Origin of the sequence: Dactylosporangium darangshiense (assembly GCF_039537565.1) — a bacterium.
Lineage (GTDB): Bacteria > Actinomycetota > Actinomycetes > Mycobacteriales > Micromonosporaceae > Dactylosporangium > Dactylosporangium darangshiense.
The window spans coordinates 264,356-282,291 of sequence record NZ_BAABAT010000001.1; the positions used below are offsets into that span (position 1 = coordinate 264,356).

Here is a 17,936-nt window from a genome sequence, read left to right on the forward strand (position 1 = left end):
TTATCCTTGCGTATCGCCTCCAACGACAACACACAGATAGCCATCGCAGCCACCGTCACACGGTGGTACGACGCCAACGCCCGCGATCTGGCCTGGCGCCGGCCCGGCGCCTCGCCGTGGGGCGTGCTCGTCTCCGAGGTGATGCTGCAGCAGACCCAGGTGTCGCGGGTCGAGCCTGCGTGGCAGACGTGGATGGAGCGCTGGCCGACGCCGGCGCACCTGGCCGCCGACCCGCCCGGCGAGGCCATCCGCGCCTGGGACCGCCTCGGCTACCCGCGCCGCGCGCTGCGCCTGCACGCCTGCGCCACGGCCATCGTCGAGCGCCACGACGGCGAGGTGCCCGACGACGTGGAGGCGCTGCTCGCGCTGCCCGGCATCGGCACCTACACGGCCCGCGCCGTCGCCGCGTTCGCCTTCCGCCAGCGCCACCCCGTCGTCGACACGAACGTGCGCCGCGTCGTGGCCCGCGCCGTGGCCGGCGAGGCCGACGGCGGCGCGAACACGACCCCGGCCGACCTGCGCGCGGTCGAGGTCCTGCTGCCCGAGGACGAGGAGGCCGCGGCCCGCGCATCGGTGGCCTTCATGGAACTCGGCGCCGTCGTGTGCACGGCCCGCGCCCCGCGCTGCGAGGAGTGCCCGCTCACTGCGGTTTGTGCCTGGCGACTGGCCGGATCGCCGCCGCCGGACGGGCCGGCTCGGCGTTCCCAGCGGTACCACGGGACGGACCGATATGTTCGCGGCCTGCTCATGGCCGTCCTGCGCGCCAGCGACACCCCCGTCCCGGCCGAGCGCCTCGACGCCGTCTGGCCGGACGCCGACCAGCGCCACCGCGCACTGGCCGGACTGCTCGCCGACGGCCTGGTTCGCCGGCGTGAAGAGACGTACGCCCTGCCCGGGTAGGTTGCAGGACAGACGGGTGGCGTTATTCACCGGGACGGATACCCGCAACGGGTACCCCGATGACGGATTCAGCTCGCTAATGTCATTTCCGTGCTTGTTACCGGTAGGACCCGTCGCGTCGCGGCAATGATCGGCGCGTGCGTAGCGCTGGCGGTCGCGATCGCCGGCTGCGACGACAAGGCGGCACCCAGCCACGCCCAATCGCACGGCGCCGCCCCCGCGACATCCGCCTCCGCCCCCGGCGCCGACCCGTCGGCCGACGCCCCCGGCGACCTCGGCTCGCCGCAGCCGTCCGACACCGGCACCGCCACCGGCAAGCCGACCCCGTCGAGCACTGGTTCTTCCGCGCCCCCGCCCGGCAGCACGTATGCCGGCCGCCTGCCGAAGTTCGGCGCGCCCCCCACGCCGCACCCCATCACCTTCCCCGAGGGCGGCAGCGGCGCCCCGTACTTCGCCCGCATCCCCACCGACCAGCCGGTGGCGTTCCTGACCATCGACGACGGCTGGGTCAAGCGCCCCGAGGCCCTGGAGCTGCTGCGCGAGTCCGGCGTGAAGGTCACGCTGTTCTTGACCATCAACGCCATCAAGGACAACCCCGACTACTTCAAGCAACTGCGCGACGCCGGCGCCGACATCCAGGCGCACACGCTCACGCACCCGGAGCTGAAGGGCAAGTCCTACGACTTCCAGCGCCGCGAGATCTGCGGCTCCGCAGACCAGCTCGCCACGCTGTACGGCCAGCGCCCGACCCTCTTCCGCCCACCGTTCGGCGACAAGGACGCAACCACGCTGAAGGTCGCCCACGACTGCGGCCTGCAGGCCGGCTTCTTCTGGAAGGAGACGGTCGACAAGGGCATCGTGCGCTACCAGGAGGGCAAGACCGTCAAGCAGGGCGACATCATCCTGATGCACTTCCGCGACCGCTTCGTGGACGACTTCATCGCCGCTCTGCAGGCCATCTCGGCAGCCGGCCTGACCCCGGCCCTGCTCACCGACTACATGCCCGCGAAGCATTAGCCACGCCCCGACTACGCTCCGCATTCGGCACAAGATCGAGTTTTTTGCCGGATGGTAGCGTCAAGTTGATACCGGCCAGCCAACGCCCACGTTGCACTGCGCCGCCTCGCACCACACCGGCAAGCCGCCACTGGCCCCAGCGGCAAGGCCACCTCGAGCACGGCCCAGCCCGCTCGCACGCCTCCACGCGCGCGCGTGGACGGAGCTTGGGGGACAATTCGGACACTGGACCGCCGCGCAGCGACACAGGATCGCCGCGCGGTGCGGTGGCCAGGGCGAGTCGTCGGCGGCCGCACGACGGCGCGGATCGCGCGGGCAGTCGACAGCCGTCACCTGTCGTGCTCCGAATCACCCACGCCGCGTTGCTCAATGCGTCCCAGGCAACGGCCGCAGCGCGAGGGCGAGGGGCCGCAGCGCGGCGAGGGCGAGGGGCGGCGGCAAGCCGGCCACGACGAGGCGGCCGCGGTCAAGGCGCAGGCGAAAGCGGCGAAGGCGAAGGCGGATGCGACGAGGCGAAGGCGGGCGAGGCGAAGGCGGGCGAGGCTGAGGCCGGGCTACATGGCGGAGCGGTAGGCGGACAGCAGTGCGGCGATCTCGTCGGCCGGTAGCGGGAGCTCGCGGGCCAGGGCGGGGCGCCAGGCGTCGGGGATGGTGTACCAGCCGGGGCGGCGGGCCAGCGGCTGCACGAACGGGGGCACCGCGGCCAGGTCCTCGGTGATGTCGAGGCGATCGGCGAGGCGGGCGTCCACGGGCGGCAGCTGCGTCAGGCGGCGGAGCAGGTCGCGGTCGGTCGCGGGTAGGGCGGCGAGCACGGCCGGCAGCAGGTAGTCGAGCAGGGGCTCGTCCATCCGCGCCAGGCCCCGCAGGCGGTCGCGGCGCTCCGTCGCGGGGTACTGGGCCAGCCAGGCGCCGGCCAGGGCGACCAGCGACGGCCAGCCGTGGGTGAGCAGGTGGAGGTCGGGGGCGATCTCGTCGGCGCTCTCGGCGTCGGCCAGAGCGCCGGACAGGACCTGGTAGGTCTCGTCCTCGGCGAAGGCCAGGTCCCTGGCGGTGATCCGGGTGGCGGGGGCGATGCCGGGGTCCGACGTTGCGGCGGCCACGACCGCGCGGCGGGAGGAGAGGCGGGACAGGGCGGGGGCGTCGGCGGGCGTTACGCCGTCGATGGCCAGGGGGCCCGCGACCGGCTCCCACTCGCGCGGGCCGTCCTCGGCGAGGTCGATCACGACGCCGGTGTGGGTGGCTGCCCAGGCGTCCAGCAGGGTGCTCTTGCCGGCGCCCGGGCCGGCTATCAGGAGGACCAGGCCCTCGGCGGCGTCCAGGCGGGACAGGAGGCCGGGGCGCGGGATCGGGCGGGGCGGCGTGCGGCCGGAGCGGCGTCCGGAGCCGAACGCTGGCTGGCCCTTACCCACGCCGGGCAACATACCCGCTCGTTTGGGAGCAAACGAAGTGGGGCCGATGAAAAGAGTGAGGCGAGGAAGAAAGCGGCCGGAATAGGTGCAAAGGCGCACCGCCGAAAGCGGCCGAGACAGGCGCGATACCGCCCAGCCCGCCACCAGGGGCGGGGCGAACAGAGAGAAGCCCCCCGTCCCGGCAAACGGGACGGGGGGCCTGACTCGTGGTTCGGGTGTTACTGGGACGGCTCCTCGGCGCCGCCGCCACCCGCCAGCTCGGCCGGGACGGCGTCCGGAACGGCGTCCGGGCGGTCCGCGCCGTTGAAGACCAGTTTGGCCTTCTCGAACTGGGCGGGGTCGCCTTCGCAGTCGATGACGACGATCTGGCCGGGGCGCAGTTCGTTGAACAGGATGCGCTCGGACAGGGCGTCTTCGATCTCCCGCTGGATGGTCCGGCGTAGTGGCCGGGCGCCCAGGACGGGGTCGTAGCCCTTGTTGGCCAGGAACTTCTTGGCGTTGTCGGTGAGCTCGAGGCCCATGTCCTTGTTGCGGAGCTGGGTTTCGATCCGGGCGATCATGAGGTCGACGATGCCGAGGATCTGGTCCTGCAGGAGCTGGTGGAAGACGATGGTGTCGTCGATGCGGTTGAGGAACTCGGGCCGGAAGTGCTGCTTGAGTTCGTCGTTGACCTTCTGCTTCATCCGCTCGTAGTTCGACTCGGTGTCTTCGGAGGCTTGGAAGCCCAGGGAGACGGCCTTGGCGACGTCGCGGGTGCCGAGGTTGGTGGTCAGGATGATGACCGTGTTCTTGAAGTCCACGATCCGGCCCTGACCGTCGGTCAGCCGGCCGTCCTCCAGGATCTGCAGGAGGGTGTTGAACACGTCCGGGTGGGCCTTCTCGATCTCGTCGAACAGGACCACGGAGAACGGCCGCCGGCGGACCTTCTCGGTCAGCTGGCCGCCCTCGTCGTAGCCGACGTACCCGGGCGGGGCGCCGACCAGCCGCGACACGGTGTAGCGGTCGTGGAACTCGGACATGTCCAGCTGGATGAGCGCGTCCTCGGACCCGAACAGGAACTCCGCGAGGGCCTTGGACAGCTCGGTCTTGCCGACACCGGAGGGGCCGGCGAAGATGAACGACCCCGACGGCCGCTTCGGGTCCTTGAGCCCGGCGCGGGTGCGGCGGATCGCCTTGGACACGGCCCTGACCGCGTCTTCCTGGCCGACGAGACGCTTGTGCAGCTCGTCCTCCATGCGCAGCAGCCGGGCGGTCTCCTCCTCGGTCAGCTTGTACACCGGAATCCCGGTCCAGTTCGCCAGGACCTCAGCGATCTGCTCGTCGTCGACCTCGGACACGACGTCGAGGTCGCCGGCCTTCCATTCCTTCTCCCGCTGGGCCTTCTGCCCCAGCAGCTGCTTCTCCTTGTCCCGCAGCTGCGCGGCCCGTTCGAAGTCCTGCGCGTCGATCGCGGACTCCTTGTCCCGGCGCACCTGCGCGATCCGCTCGTCGAAGTCACGCAGGTCCGGCGGCGCCGTCATCCGACGGATCCGCATCCGGGCCCCGGCCTCGTCGATCAGGTCGATCGCCTTGTCCGGCAGATACCGGTCCGAAATGTACCGGTCGGCCAGGGTCGCCGCCGCGACCAGGGCGGCGTCGGTGATCGTCACCCGGTGGTGCGCCTCGTACCGGTCCCGCAGCCCCTTCAGGATCTCGATCGTGTGCGCCAGGGAGGGCTCGCCGACCTGGATCGGCTGGAACCGCCGCTCCAGGGCGGCGTCCTTTTCGAGGTGCTTGCGGTACTCGTCCAGGGTGGTCGCGCCGATGGTCTGCAGCTCACCCCGGGCCAGCATCGGCTTCAAAATGCTGGCGGCGTCGATCGCGCCCTCAGCGGCGCCCGCACCGACAAGGGTGTGGATCTCGTCGATGAACAGGATGATGTCGCCGCGGGTGCGGATCTCCTTGAGGACCTTCTTCAGCCGTTCCTCGAAGTCGCCGCGGTAGCGGGAGCCGGCGACCAACGCACCCAGATCCAGGGTGTACAGCTGCTTGTCCTTCAGCGTCTCCGGGACCTCACCCTTGACAATCCGCTGCGACAGACCCTCCACCACGGCGGTCTTGCCCACACCGGGCTCGCCGATCAGGACCGGGTTGTTCTTCGTGCGGCGGGACAGCACCTGCATGACCCGCTCGATCTCCTTCTCCCGGCCGATCACGGGGTCGAGCTTGCCCTCCCGCGCCGCCTGGGTCAGGTTACGACCGAACTGGTCCAGGACCAGACTCGTAGAGGGAGCAGCCTCACCAGGCGCACCGGTCCCAGCCGCGGCAGGCTCCTTACCCTGGTAGCCGGACAGCAGCTGGATCACCTGCTGCCGGACCCGGTTCAGATCAGCACCGAGCTTCACCAGGACCTGCGCCGCAACGCCCTCACCCTCCCGGATCAACCCCAGAAGAATGTGCTCAGTACCGATGTAGTTGTGCCCGAGCTGCAGCGCCTCCCGCAACGACAACTCGAGAACCTTCTTGGCGCGTGGCGTGAACGGAATATGCCCGCTCGGCGCCTGCTGCCCCTGGCCGATGATCTCCTCGACCTGCTGGCGAACACCCTCCAGCGAAATCCCGAGGCTCTCAAGCGCCTTGGCCGCCACGCCCTCACCCTCATGGATGAGGCCGAGCAGGATGTGCTCGGTGCCGATGTAGTTGTGGTTGAGCATCCGGGCTTCCTCCTGCGCCAGGACGACAACCCGTCGTGCTCGGTCGGTGAACCGCTCGAACATCCCTGCTCCTCACGTGCCGTGTCCGTCGCCGCCGCTTCTGCGCGGAACCCCCGTGTGTGGGGCTGCCACGCCGAAGCTCTGTCGGACGCCAACGTGACCGTGCCATCACTCTATCGCCGCGGGCCTACACCTTGCGGGGTGTGCGGCGTTGCCGCACCCCACATTCGAGACGTGGAACCCGCGATCTGACGTTGCCTACCCCCCGGGAACCGCGTGTACCCGGTGCTTTCGCCCAACGTTGGCACCCGCCGGGCTGTTCCTGCTCTCCGGCTCGTACGCCAAGAGCGAAATCCGGCCTCCAAACGCTGGACACCCACCGTAACTGAACCGCTACGGTGGGTGTCTGGAGTCTCTGGAATCGTGTATGAGCGAGCAAAACGTGCGCTAAGTACCGTTCGCGGGACCGGACGAAACGGTCAACGGGAACTAACGACCCGCTTCGGCGTTATAGCGCTCGACGATTTCCTGCTTGATCCGGCCGCGGTCGGACACCTTGATGCCCTTGTTCTGTGCCCATTCCCGAATCGCCTTGTTCTGCTCGCGATCGGCGGCGGCGCCACCACGGCCGCGAGCGCTGGCCGCACGCCCGCCGACAACGACGCCACCCCGCCCGACCTTGGTGCCGGCGGACAGGAAGGGTCCGAACGCATCGCGCAGCTTCGTTGCGTTCTTCTTGGACAGGTCGATCTCGTACTGCACGCCGTCGAGCGCGAACTTCACGGTCTCGTCGGCGTCTCCGCCGTCGAGGTCGTCGACCAGCACGTGGATGGTCCGCTTGGCCACTGTCGTATTCCCTTCAAGGAAGTCCGCCCCGCGATGTGCGAATGCAAAGATATCGCAGTAAGGCCACGCTCCGTCAACGGTACGCCGAAACTACGCCGCCCGCACCAGCAGAAAAAGAGGATTTCGGGCGCGGCAAAAGGCAGCACGCTCGACCTGATCACACATAGCAATGCGACCGACACGGATCTGTACGCGCACATTGCACGGGCCGGTACGCAATTCGCGATGCGCGTACCGTCAAGGCATGGACTTCGCGAAACACGCGTCTTCGTTCGGGCCCGCGGCCGAGCTCTACGACCGAACCCGTCCGCGCTATCCGCAGGAGGCCCTGCGCTGGGCGCTCGGCGACCAGACGCGCGACATTGTCGACCTCGGTGCCGGCACCGGCATTCTGACGCGCCTGCTCACCGAACTCGGTCACCACGTCATCGCTGTCGAGCCCGACGACGAAATGCGACGGCGCATCGCCGGGGATGCCCGATCCGGCAGTGCGACATCAATTCCGGTCGAGGACGCAAGCCAGGACGCGGTGACCGCGGGGCAGGCATATCACTGGTTTGCGGGCGAGCCCGCACACACCGAGATCGCCCGCGTGCTGCGCCCGGGCGGATTGTTCGTCCCGATCTGGAACGTGCGCGACGAGTCGGAGCCGTGGGTCGCTGAGCTCTCCGACGTGTTCGACGGCCACCGGGCACGCTCTGTCATCGACGAGCGTCTTCTGACACCCGACCAGTTCGGGCCCGCATTCGCCCCGGCGGAGCTGCGCCTATTCCACTGGAGCACGCCGCACACAGCCGACTCGCTGGTCGACCTGATCCGTTCGCGCTCCTATTACCTCGTCTCCGACGCCGACAACCGCACGGCGTTGGAGCGGCGGGTCCGCGAGCTGGCCGAGGAGAGGTTCGGTGAGGGAGCGCGCTTCGAGCTGCCCTACGTCACCTATGCGTATCGCGCGGCCAAGCTCTAGGTGTTGCGCTCGAAGATCAGCCGCAGGCCGATCAGGGTGAGCATCGGCTCGTGATGGGTGACGCTCTGGCACTCGCCGATCACGATCGGCGCGAGGCCGCCGGTGGCGACGACGGCCTTGACGCCGCCGCCGAGCTCCGCGGTCACCCCGCGCACGACGCCGTCGACCTGGCCCGCGAAGCCGTACACCACGCCCGACTGCAGGCACTCGACGGTGTTCTTGCCGATCACCCGCGGCGGCTTGACCAGCTCGACCTTGCGGAGCTGGGCGGCCCGGTCGGCCAGCGCGTCCACGGAGATCTCGATGCCCGGGGCGAGGACGCCGCCCAGGAACTCGCCCCGGGCGGACACCACGTCGAAGTTGGTGGACGTGCCGAAGTCCACGACGATCGAGGGGCCGCCGAAGAGGGTGTACGCCGCGAGCGTGTTCGCCACCCGGTCGGTGCCGACCTCCTTCGGGTTGTCGATGGCCAGCTGCACGCCGGTGCGCACGCCGGGCTCGACGATGACGGTGGGCACGCTGCCGTAGTACCGCTGCAGCATCGTGCGCAGCGAGCGCAACGCGGCGGGGACGGTCGAGCACGCCGCGATGCCGGTCAGCGACACGGCGTCGGTGGCCAGCAGGCCACGGTAGAGCAGGCCGAGCTCGTCCGCGGTGGCGCGGGAGTCGGTCTTGATCCGCCACGAGTGGACGATCTTCTCACCCTCGAACGTGGCGAGCACCGTGTTGGTGTTCCCGATGTCGATGCACAGCAGCACCCCGGAAGCCTAACCAACGACCGTTCAATTACGATCGCCTGCCAATGATCCACAACGCCCGCACGCTGCTCGCGCTCCTGCCGGTGGGCACGCTGGTGTTCACAACCGTCGCGCTGCGCCCACGGATCGCGCCGGACGGCCGCCTGGCCGTGATCCGCGGCTCCATCGCCGTCGCGGTCGCCACGGTGCTCGCCACCGAGCTGCTGTCGCTGTGCAACGCGATCTCGGCCGGCCCGGTGATCGCCCTGTGGTGCGCCGCGGCGGCCGCGACGGGGTGGTGGGCCTGGCGCGACAAGCCGGACAAATCAGCTTTTAACATAAAATTTCCGAAGTGGTACATCGCGCCGATCGCGCTGCTCGTCGTCGCCGAACTCGTCCTGGCCCTGGCCAGCGCGCCGAACAACTACGACTCCAACAGCTACCACCTGCCGAAGATCGAGCACTGGATCGCCAACGGCAACCTCGGCAACTTCCCCACCGCGCAGATCCAGCAGCTCATCCTGGTCCCGGGCGCCGAGTACCTCCTGCTGCACCTGCGCCTGCTGACGGGCGGCGACGGCACGTTCAACCTGCTGCAGTGGGCCGCCGGCCTCCTCGGCGCGGCGGCCGCCGCCCGCTGCGCCGCCCAGCTCGGCGCCGGCCGCGCGGGCCAGTGGATCACCGCAGCCGTGTTCCTCACGGCCCCAGCGGTCGTCCTGGAGTCCACCAGCACCCAGAACGACCTCGTCGTGACGGCCTGGGTCCTCTGCGCCGCCACGATCGCCCTGGACGGCCGCGCCCGCCCCGCCACGACCGCCGACGTCCTCGCCCTCGCCGGCGCCGCGGGCCTGGTGATGGTGACCAAGTCCACCGGCCTCATGGCACTGGTCCCGGTCCTCGCCTACTGGGCGATCTGCCAGCTGCGGCAGCACAAGCTCAAGCGGATGTTGTACGGCGGATGCCTGGTCGCCGCCGCCTGCGCCCTGCTCGCCGGCCCGCCGCTGCTGCGCGTCCACGAGGCGTTCGGCTCCCCGCTCGGACCCCGCGACTACCGCGAGGGGCTGTCGACGACCCGCCACGACCCGCCGGCGCTGCTGGTCAACGGGCTGCGCCTGGGCGCCTCCACGCTGCTCACCCCGATGCGCCCGGTCAACGCCGCGGTCGGCGGCGCCGTCCTCGAGGTCGCCGACCTGGTCGGCGTGGACCCGAACGACCCCGGCATCACCCAATGGCGCAGCATCTTCCCCGGCGACCGGTGGAAGCCCGACGAGGACCGCTCGCCGTACCCGATGCAGTCCGCCCTCGTCCTGCTCGGCACCGCGGCGGGCCTGTGCTGGCGCCGGACCCGCGGCTACGCGCTGGCGGTGGTGGGCGCCATGCTGCTGACCCCGGCGATCCTGAAGTGGCAGGACTGGGGCAACCGGCTGATCCTGCCCGCCTTCGCGGTGGCGACGCCGCTGGCCGGCTACGCGCTGGAACGGGCGCTGAAATCCCGGGTGCTCGGCGCCCTCGTCGTGCTGGCCCTCGTCACCGGCACCGTGCACGGCTACGCCGCCGTCTTCTACGGCCAGCCCCGGCGCCTGGTCGGCCAGGGCTCGGTCTTCACCCTGGACGGCTGGCAGGAGCGGTTCGTGCGCATGCCCGACCAGGCCGCCGCATACCGCACCGCGATCGACCAGGTGCGCGCGAGCGGCGCCGACCGGGTCGGGCTGGTGCTGGAGGGGGACCTCTGGGAGTACCCCCTCCAGCTGGAACTGCGCGACAAGCACCTGGTGGAGCTCTACTCCGAGGTCGACCGCCTGCCCGCCGGGAACGTCCACTCTGTCGATGCGGTGATCTGCGTGTCGAGCCAGAACTGGTGCCGGGCCGTCGTGCCGGCCGACTGGACCTACACCCAGATCGACGACTTCGTCACGACGGCCTTCCCACCGAGGAGTTAGTGCAGGCGCAGGTCCATGGCGATGTCCAGGATCGGCGAGGAGTGCGTGAGGCCGCCGACGGACAGGTAGTCGACGCCCGTCGCCGCGTACTCGGCGGCCGTGGCCAGCGTCAGGTTGCCGGTCGCCTCGAGCTCCGCCCGGTCGCCGACCGCGCTGACGACCTCGCGCAGCAGCTCCGGGCGCATGTTGTCCAGCAGCAGGAACGTCGCGCCGACGGTGACCGCCTCGACGGCCTCGCCGACCGTGGTGACCTCCACCTGCACCGGCACGTCCGGGAACGCCTGGCGAACGCGTTCGTAGGCGGCGCTGATCCCGCCGGCCGCCAGCTTGTGGTTGTCCTTGATCATGGCGACGTCGTAGAGGCCCATGCGCTTGTTGGTGCCGCCGCCGGCGCGCACCGCGTACTTCTCGAGGACCCGCAGGCCGGGCGTGGTCTTGCGGGTGTCCAGGACGAGCGCCTTGGTCCCCTCGAGCAGGTCGGCCCAGCGGCGGGTGTGCGTGGCGACGCCGGACATGCGGCACAGCAGGTTGAGCGCGGAGCGCTCGGCGGTCAGCAGCGCCCGGGTGGGCCCACTCACCGTGGCCAGCACGTCACCGCGCGCCACCCGCTCTCCGTCGCGCTTCCTGACCTCCGCGACGGTACCGCTGTATGCCGCCTCGAACACCGCAACCGCCACCCACAGCCCGGCGACCACGCCGTCGGCCCGGGCCACGAGCTCGGCCTCGTCGGTCTGGTCGGCGGGGATGGTCGCCACGCTGGTCACGTCCAGGCCCTCGGGGCCCAGGTCCTCGGCCAGGGTGCGGTAGACGATCTCTTCCACGGCCGCCGGGTCGAGCCCGACCTTGCGCAGCTCGGCCTCGGTCTGGATCCTCACTGGTCTCTCACGCGTCCTCCCAGGTTTCGGTGAGCGCGCCGGCGTCGTCGAAGGCGGCGAGGAAGTGCCCCCGGTACACGTCGCTGGCGTCGGGAAAGTCCTCGCGCCAGTGGCAGCCCCGGGTCTCGTGCCGCTGCGTTGCGGCGGCGACCAGGGCACTGGCGACGGTGAGCAGGTTGGTCGCCTCCCAGGCGGCCACGTTGGCGGCGGCCCGGTCGAGCGAGAGCTTGTTGAGCGCCTGGGCGGCCTGCTCGAGCGAGTCGGCGCTGCGCAGCACCGAGGCGTGCGCCGACATCGCGGCCTGCAGGTGCGGGCGGATCGCCGGGTCGGCGGACCAGACGGGCCGGTCGGACTCGGCGGGCTCGGCCTGCGGCGGCAGGTGGCGGGCGATGTCCTCGGCGATGCGGCGGGAGAAGACGAGCCCCTCCAGCAGCGAGTTGGACGCCAGGCGGTTGGCGCCGTGCACGCCGGTGCAGGCGACCTCGCCGCACGCGTACAGCCCCGGGATCGAGGTGCGCCCGTGCAGGTCGGTGCGCACGCCGCCGGAGGCGTAGTGCGCGGCCGGCGACACCGGGATGAGGTCGGCGGCCGGGTCGACGCCGGCGGACCGGCAGGAGGCGACGATGGTCGGGAAACGGGCCTCGAGGAACTCGCGGCCGAGGTGGCGGGCGTCGAGCCACACGTTGTTGGTGCCCTCGGCGCGCATGACCCGGTAGATGCCCTTGGCCACGACGTCGCGCGGCGCCAGCTCGGCGAGCTCGTGCCTGCCGAGCATGAAGCGGTTGCCGTCGCCGTCGCGCAGGTAGGCGCCCTCGCCGCGCAGCGCCTCGCTGACCAGCGGCTGCTGGGAGTCGCGGTTGCCCAGCGCCAGCGCGGTCGGGTGGAACTGGACGAACTCGATGTCGGTGACCCGCGCGCCGGCCCGCAGCGCGAGCGCGACGCCGTCGCCGGTGGAGACGATCGGGTTGGTGGTGGCGGCGAAGATCTGGCCCATGCCGCCGGTGGCGAGCACGACCGCGCGGGCCATGACGGCGCCGACGCCGTCCTCGGCGCCCTCGCCGAGCACGTGCAGGGTGACACCGCAGGCCCGGCCGTCGGCGTCGGTGAGCAGGTCGAGGACGAGGGCGTGCTCGATGAGCCGGATCCACGGGTCGCGGTGCACGGCGGCGTGCAGGGCCCGCTGCACCTCGGCGCCGGTGGCGTCGCCGCCGGCGTGGATGATCCGGTTGGCGTGGTGGCCGCCCTCGCGGGTCAGCATGAGCGAGCCGTCGGTGTTGCGGTCGAACTCGGCGCCCCAGCGGATGAGCTCGCGCACCCGGGTGGGGCCCTCGCGCACCAGCACGTCGACGGCGGCCGGGTCGCACAGCCCGACGCCGGCCACGAGCGTGTCCTGTGCGTGCGCCTCCGGCGTGTCGAGCGGGTCGAGCACCGCGGCGATGCCGCCCTGCGCCCACCGAGTCGACCCGTCGTCGATGTTGACCTTGGTGACGACGGTGACGTGCAGCCCGGCCTCGCGCAGGTGGAGTGCGGCGGTCAGCCCGGCAACTCCCGATCCGATGACGACAACATCGGTCGGCTCCGCCCACCCGGGCTGTGGCCCGGCAAGGCGGCGCGGCACGATTGGCCCGTTCAAGCCCTGAGTCATCCCTACAGTCAACATCACTCGTCCGGATGACGGGTGGTGATGTCCATCGCCCTGCCGTAGGCGAGCGCGAACAGCGCGTTAGGGCAACCGGCGGGCCCGGCCTGCCAACCTGGTCACACGGCCAGCGGCAGCGGCCCCTTGCCCAGGCCCTTCACGGTGGCCTTCAGCGGCTTGGGGCTCATGAGGTAGCAGGCGAAGGTCTGGTCGCTGCCCAGCCAGTCCGACGCGGTCTTCGGCCCGACCGAGCCGGGCGTCAGGTCGTCGCGGGCGCCGTTGTCGGGCAGGGCGAGGTACTGCAGGCCGACGGTCGTGCACCCCTTCACCGTCGCCGACTTCACCGCCGCCTCGTCGAAGGGCGCCTCGGCCGGGGTGATGATGTACACGCCGGTGTACTCCCCGTCGTGGGTCTGGTCGCAGCCGACGTAGCGCAACTGCTGCCCGTCCCGCTGCACGCAGGCGATCGACAGCGGCGAGCCGGGGGTGAGCGCGCCCTTGAGCGACCCGGTGTGCGGCGCGAACTGCTCGCCGGTCGGCCCGGTCACCTCGGCCACGCCGCAGCCGAAGAAGCCGTCGGTGGCCGGCTTGATCCAGGAGGCGACGATCTGCACCTTCGACTCGTGCCACGCGCCGCCGAGGAAGATCGGCCCGGTGACGAGGCAGGCGCGGCGCGCCTGGGCGTAGAGCAGCGCCTGCGCGATCTTGACGTCCTCGCCCTTGGCGGCGTCGAGGCGGTGCAGCAGGTCCTTGCTGACCTGCCCGACGTGGAAGAGCTCGACGGTGTGCGGTCCGGCGCAGTCGACCGGCTGGCCGTCCCAGGGCAGCGCCGCCTTGGCGCCGGCGGCGTCGACCTTGTAGCAGCTGCCCTCCTTGGGCGCACCGGCCGGCGGGGTGGTGGGGATGTCGCGCCCCTGCCCGCGCTCGTACATCCAGTACAGCCCGCCGCCGAGCAGCGCCAGGACCGCGACGTAGATGGCCACCCGCTTCATGAGGAAGCAGTCTGCGTTACCGGCCGGTAACTGTCCAGTCGGTCTAGAAGGCGGCGGTGCCGATGCCCTTGAGCGAGCGCGTCACCGTCTTCTTGTCGAAGAGCATCGCGTAGCAGCGGGACGAGCGGTTGCCGCGGTTCCAGTTCTCCTCATCGACCGTCCAGAAGCCGATGCCGACCTGCTGGTGGCTGGTCAGCTGCGTCGTGCTCAGGCCGAGGTACTTCGCGCCGAGGGCCTCGCAGCCGGGGCGCATCGCGGTCTTGCGCTCGTCGGAGGTGCTCGGGAAGGGCCGGTCCGCCGACGTGTACGTCCCGACGTACTCCATGTTGTGCGCGCTCGTGCAGGGCGTCGGCGTGTAGTCCAGCCACGTCTTGCCGTCGGTGTCGTAGACCTCCATCGCGCAGGTGAGCGCGATCGGCTTGTCACCGATGAGCGCGTTCTTGAGGCTGCTGGAGCGGTTGACCGGCTTGTCGCCGTCGCTGACCACCTCGGCCAGGTCGCAGCGCAGGTAGCGCGCGCCGGCGGCCCACTGGGTCGAGGACGGGACCAGGACGATCAGCTCGAGGCGGCCGTCGTGGAAGTCGCCGCCGAGGAACTTCTCGGCCTCGCTGTCGCACTTCGTCCACGCGTCGCGCAGCTTGTCGCCCTTGGGCGGGGCGCCGCCGCCGGCCGCCGAGCCGGTGAGCTCGCCGACGTAGAAGGTCTCGCTGGCGTGCGCGGTGGTGCAGTTGTCGACCGGCTTGAACGAGAACACCGTGGTCGTGTCCGTCGCGAAGTAGTCGACGGAGGTGGTGTAGCAGGCGCCGGCGGGCGGGGACGGGACCTTGGCCGCGGCGAGCATCCCCCAGTCGTCGGTGAGGTCGCCGTCGGTGCCTGCGGGCGCGCCGCAGCCGGCCAGGAGGGCCAGGGTGGCCAGCGGCACCAGTGCCGCGATCAGCTTGCGCGCCATCCTCGTCCGTCCTCCGCGTGTGGGTTGAGCAGCATGCCCGCCCGATCCAGGGACAACCGGGAACTGGCAGTCTGCCCAACCTTAGACGCGGTTGGCAACACACGAATCAGACCGCTAGCCGCGCACGAGGTCACCTCGAACGGGTGATCCCGCCATGCCGGGCACCGCGCCGGCCGGGTCGTGGCCGAGCTCGATGACGCGGTTGTCGGCGTCGACGTGCACGACCCGCGGCTGGTATGTGCGGGCGGTGGCGTCGTCGAGCTGGGCATACGAGATGAGGATGACCAGATCGCCCGGGTGCACGAGGTGCGCGGCGGCACCGTTGATGCCGATGACGCCCGAGCCGCGCGGCCCGGCGATCACGTAGGTCTCCAGGCGCGCCCCGTTGGTGACGTCCACGATCGCGACCTGCTCGCCGGCCAGCAGGTCGGCGGCGTCCATGAGGTCCTCGTCCACTGTCACGGATCCGACATAGTGCAGATCGGCCTGGGTCACGGTGGCCCGGTGGATCTTGGACTTGAGCATCGTGCGGATCAAGAGTTGCTCGCTTCCGTGTTGTCGATCAGTCGGGTCCCGCCCACCCAGGCGGCGGTCAGCCAGCGGCCCTCGCCCCAGGCGAGGTAGTCGACCTTGACCTCCGGCACCTTGGCGTATTCGGCCATGCCGGCGTCCACGCTGCCGGTGGCGGCGCAGGCCGCGAGCGCCCGGTGCAGCACCAGCGCCTGCTCGCGCTCGACCGGGGACAGGTAGCGGTTGCGGCTGCTCAGGGCCAGGCCGTCGGGCTCGCGCACGGTCGGCACGCCGCGCACGTCGATCGGCAGGTCGAAGTCGCGGACCATGGCCCGGATCATGCTCAGCTGCTGGTAGTCCTTCTCGCCGAAGTAGGCGGCGTCGGGGCGGGTCAGCGCGAAGAGCTTGTTGACCACGGTGAGCACGCCGTGGAAGAAGCCGGGCCGGCTCGCCCCCTCGAACACGTCGGCACCCGGGCCGGGGTCGACCCGCACGACCGGGTCGCCGCCCGGGTACATCACCTCGCGGGTCGGGGCGAAGACCAGGTCGACGCCGCACGCGCGGGCGAGGGCGAGGTCGGCCTCCATCGTGCGCGGGTAGCGGTCGAAGTCCTCGGCCGGGCCGAACTGCAGCGGGTTGACGAAGATCGTGAGCACGACGGCGTCCACGTCGGCGCGGGCCCGGCGCAGCAGGGCCTCGTGCCCGGCGTGCAGCGCGCCCATCGTCATCACCACGCCGACCTCACCAGTCGTATCGGCACCGGTCGTATCGGCCCGGACCGACAGCTCGGCCCGCGCCGCGCGCAACTCGTCGCGGGTGGTGACCACCTTCATGCAGCACGCTCCTTGGCTTGCGCGTCACGCAGGACGTCCAGCAGGGGCTCGGCGTCGATCGGGCGCAGGCGCCCGGCGGCGATGACCCGGTCGGCGGTGCGCCGGGCGAGCGCCAGATACGGCGGCACCGAGCCGGGCGCCACCGCGTCGAGGGCCTGCAGGTGCTTGGCCACCGTGCCGGCGTCGCCGCGCGAGACCGGGCCGGTGATGGCGGCGTCGCCGAGGCGCAGGGTGTTGTCCAGCGCGGCGCCCAGCAGCGGGGCGAGCACGCGCTCGGGCTCGTGGACGCCGGCGTCGCGCAGCCGGTCCATCGCCTCGCTGACGAGGGTGGCGAGGTGGTTGGCGCCGTGCGCGAGCGCGGCGTGGTACAGCGCGCGGCGCTCCTCGGCGATCCACTCCACGACGCCGCCCAGGTCGCCGACGAGCGTCTCGGCCGTCGCGCGCAGGTCGTCGGGTGCGGTCACGCCGAAGGAGATGCCGGCGAGGCGGTCGAGGTCGGCCTCGGTGCCGGTGAAGGTCATGGCCGGGTGCAGCGCGAGGGGGCGGGCGCCGGCGGCGGCGACCGGAGCGAGGACGGCCAGGCCGTGCGCGCCGGAGGTGTGGGCGACGATCTGGCCCGGGCGCAGCGCACCGGTGTCGGCCAGGCCCGCGACCAGGCCGGCGAGGACGTCGTCGGGAACGGCCAGCAGCACGAGGTCCGCGGCGGCGGCCACTTCGTCGGCGGGCAGCAGGCGCGCGCCCGGCAACAGGCGCTCGGCGCGGGACTTGGAGGCGGCGGAGACGGCGACCGTGGCGACCACGGCGTGCCCGGCCCGCTCGAGCGCGGCGCCCAGCACGGCACCCACTCGCCCGGCACCGATGATGCCGATGTTTTGCCTGTTCATCTGACGGATCCAGTCCTCGTTGTGGGGTACCGGTCGATCAGAATTATGCGCCGCAGCGGGCAAAGCGGACAGGCGATGTGGGATTCTCAACATCGCGGTTTCGCCCGCTTTGTCCCGCTGTCTGCCTCCGCCGTCAGCGGAGGCGGCACGGCCGTCCCGGCCGTCTACAGGCGGTGGTGCAGGTACTCCTTGATCAGCGCCTTGGCCTCCCCGAGCACGACCGGGTCGCCCTCCGGTGAGCGCCGGAACGCGAGCTTGATCAGTGCGTCGGCGGTCTCGACCGCGATCGCCAGCACGAACTGCAGGCGCTCGGCGTCGAGGATGCCGAAGCGCTCGATCAGCAGCCTGGACAGCTGCGAGACGATGACGTCGTTGTTGTCCCGCTCATCGTCGAGCAGGTGGATGTCCACGACGTCGCCGAAGTGCAGGGTGCGGAACCCCGGCACGGTGCGGTGCATGTCGATGTACTCGTCGATCGCCGCGTCGACGGCGTCCCACCAGTGCGCGATGCCCTCGCCGGCCAGCCGGGCGCCGAGGCGCTCCAGGTAGCCCTCCAGGCTGCGCAGCGTGAGCGCCTGCACGATCGCCCGCTTGTCCGGGAAGAACTGGTACACCGATCCGATCGCCACCCCCGCCCGCTCCGCCAGCAGGGTCGTGGTGAGCCCGTCATAGCCCACCTCGTCGACGAGTTCGGCGCAGGCGTCGAGCATCCGCCCGACCCGCGCCACGCTTCGCCCCTGCACCG

Annotated in this window: 16 protein-coding genes; 4 read left to right on the top strand and 12 right to left on the bottom strand. The window is 71.1% G+C overall.

What is annotated here, in order from left to right:
- Window positions 1-6 precede the first annotated feature (6 nt).
- Together ABD901_RS01135 and ABD901_RS01140 are read left to right on the top strand one after the other, a co-directional pair.
- Window positions 7-900 (top strand): HhH-GPD family protein, encoded by an 894-nt coding sequence (locus tag ABD901_RS01135; RefSeq protein WP_345120205.1) that lies wholly within the window; start codon window positions 7-9, stop codon window positions 898-900.
- 126 nt (window positions 901-1,026) lie between these two features.
- On the top strand, window positions 1,027-1,917 hold the full coding sequence (locus tag ABD901_RS01140) for a polysaccharide deacetylase family protein (RefSeq protein ID WP_345120207.1): 891 nt from the start codon (window positions 1,027-1,029) through the stop codon (window positions 1,915-1,917).
- 554 nt (window positions 1,918-2,471) lie between these two features.
- Here the strand turns inward: ABD901_RS01140 and ABD901_RS01145 are convergent.
- From ABD901_RS01145 to ABD901_RS01155, 3 genes are all read right to left on the bottom strand, one after another.
- Entirely contained in the window at window positions 2,472-3,326 is an 855-nt protein-coding gene (locus ABD901_RS01145; RefSeq protein ID WP_345120209.1) for a hypothetical protein, read from the bottom strand.
- A 218-nt stretch (window positions 3,327-3,544) separates the two neighbouring features.
- Window positions 3,545-6,082 (bottom strand): ATP-dependent Clp protease ATP-binding subunit, encoded by a 2,538-nt coding sequence (locus ABD901_RS01150; protein WP_345120211.1) that lies wholly within the window; start codon window positions 6,080-6,082, stop codon window positions 3,545-3,547.
- A gap of 426 nt (window positions 6,083-6,508) precedes the next feature.
- Window positions 6,509-6,865 (bottom strand): histone-like nucleoid-structuring protein Lsr2, encoded by a 357-nt coding sequence (locus tag ABD901_RS01155; RefSeq protein ID WP_345120213.1) that lies wholly within the window; start codon window positions 6,863-6,865, stop codon window positions 6,509-6,511.
- Between the two features lie 169 nt (window positions 6,866-7,034).
- Here ABD901_RS01155 and ABD901_RS01160 point away from each other — a divergent pair, with 169 nt between their 5' ends.
- Window positions 7,035-7,832, top strand: coding sequence for a class I SAM-dependent methyltransferase (locus tag ABD901_RS01160; protein WP_345120215.1), 798 nt, complete (start codon window positions 7,035-7,037; stop codon window positions 7,830-7,832).
- Here the strand turns inward: ABD901_RS01160 and ABD901_RS01165 are convergent.
- The gene (locus ABD901_RS01165) at window positions 7,829-8,590 is read right to left on the bottom strand and encodes a type III pantothenate kinase (RefSeq protein WP_345120217.1); all 762 of its coding nucleotides are present in this window, start codon (window positions 8,588-8,590) and stop codon (window positions 7,829-7,831) included. The genes ABD901_RS01160 and ABD901_RS01165 overlap by 4 nt on opposite strands.
- Before the next feature lie 44 nt (window positions 8,591-8,634).
- Between ABD901_RS01165 and ABD901_RS01170 the strand changes: the two genes are divergently transcribed.
- A complete protein-coding gene (locus ABD901_RS01170; RefSeq protein ID WP_345120219.1) occupies window positions 8,635-10,509 on the top strand; it encodes a hypothetical protein in 1,875 nt (624 codons plus the stop codon).
- On the opposite strand, the gene nadC is transcribed toward ABD901_RS01170, so the two are convergent.
- From nadC to ABD901_RS01210, 8 genes are all read right to left on the bottom strand, one after another.
- Entirely contained in the window at window positions 10,506-11,384 is an 879-nt protein-coding gene (nadC, locus tag ABD901_RS01175) for a carboxylating nicotinate-nucleotide diphosphorylase (protein WP_345120221.1), read from the bottom strand. The genes ABD901_RS01170 and nadC overlap by 4 nt on opposite strands.
- Window positions 11,385-11,391: 7 nt before the next feature.
- Window positions 11,392-13,017: an L-aspartate oxidase gene (locus ABD901_RS01180; protein ID WP_345120223.1), complete on the bottom strand. Its 1,626-nt coding sequence runs from the start codon at window positions 13,015-13,017 to the stop codon at window positions 11,392-11,394.
- Between the two features lie 125 nt (window positions 13,018-13,142).
- Window positions 13,143-14,015 carry a septum formation family protein gene (locus ABD901_RS01185; RefSeq protein WP_345120224.1) on the bottom strand — a complete coding sequence of 291 codons (873 nt, stop codon included), beginning with the start codon at window positions 14,013-14,015 and terminating at the stop codon, window positions 13,143-13,145.
- A gap of 43 nt (window positions 14,016-14,058) precedes the next feature.
- Window positions 14,059-14,964, bottom strand: coding sequence for a septum formation family protein (locus ABD901_RS01190; protein WP_345120225.1), 906 nt, complete (start codon window positions 14,962-14,964; stop codon window positions 14,059-14,061).
- Between the two features lie 114 nt (window positions 14,965-15,078).
- Complete coding sequence (gene panD / locus ABD901_RS01195; protein WP_345120227.1) at window positions 15,079-15,501, bottom strand: aspartate 1-decarboxylase; 423 nt, start codon at window positions 15,499-15,501, stop codon at window positions 15,079-15,081.
- Entirely contained in the window at window positions 15,498-16,307 is an 810-nt protein-coding gene (gene panC, locus ABD901_RS01200) for a pantoate--beta-alanine ligase (RefSeq protein WP_345120229.1), read from the bottom strand. The genes panD and panC overlap by 4 nt, the downstream gene beginning before the upstream one ends.
- Window positions 16,304-17,191, bottom strand: a complete 888-nt coding sequence (locus ABD901_RS01205) for a Rossmann-like and DUF2520 domain-containing protein (protein WP_345120231.1) — start codon at window positions 17,189-17,191, stop codon at window positions 16,304-16,306. Before ABD901_RS01205 ends, panC begins: the two co-directional genes overlap by 4 nt.
- A 164-nt stretch (window positions 17,192-17,355) precedes the next feature.
- Window positions 17,356-17,901 (bottom strand): TetR/AcrR family transcriptional regulator, encoded by a 546-nt coding sequence (locus ABD901_RS01210; RefSeq protein WP_345121087.1) that lies wholly within the window; start codon window positions 17,899-17,901, stop codon window positions 17,356-17,358.
- Between the last annotated feature and the right edge of the window lie 35 nt (window positions 17,902-17,936).

Excerpts from the sequence above, each read along its gene's own strand:
- ABD901_RS01160 (WP_345120215.1), top strand. The coding sequence starts at position 7,035 with ATGCGACCGACACGGATCTGTACGCGCACATTGCACGGGCCGGTACGC.
- ABD901_RS01205 (WP_345120231.1), bottom strand. The coding sequence starts at position 17,191 with ATGAACAGGCAAAACATCGGCATCATCGGTGCCGGGCGAGTGGGTGCC.
- ABD901_RS01150 (WP_345120211.1), bottom strand. The coding sequence starts at position 6,082 with ATGTTCGAGCGGTTCACCGACCGAGCACGACGGGTTGTCGTCCTGGCG.
- ABD901_RS01190 (WP_345120225.1), bottom strand. The coding sequence starts at position 14,964 with ATGGCGCGCAAGCTGATCGCGGCACTGGTGCCGCTGGCCACCCTGGCC.
- ABD901_RS01140 (WP_345120207.1), top strand. The coding sequence starts at position 1,027 with ATGATCGGCGCGTGCGTAGCGCTGGCGGTCGCGATCGCCGGCTGCGAC.
- ABD901_RS01210 (WP_345121087.1), bottom strand. The coding sequence starts at position 17,901 with ATGCTCGACGCCTGCGCCGAACTCGTCGACGAGGTGGGCTATGACGGG.
- ABD901_RS01170 (WP_345120219.1), top strand. The coding sequence starts at position 8,635 with ATGATCCACAACGCCCGCACGCTGCTCGCGCTCCTGCCGGTGGGCACG.
- ABD901_RS01185 (WP_345120224.1), bottom strand. The coding sequence starts at position 14,015 with ATGAAGCGGGTGGCCATCTACGTCGCGGTCCTGGCGCTGCTCGGCGGC.
- panC (WP_345120229.1), bottom strand. The coding sequence starts at position 16,307 with ATGAAGGTGGTCACCACCCGCGACGAGTTGCGCGCGGCGCGGGCCGAG.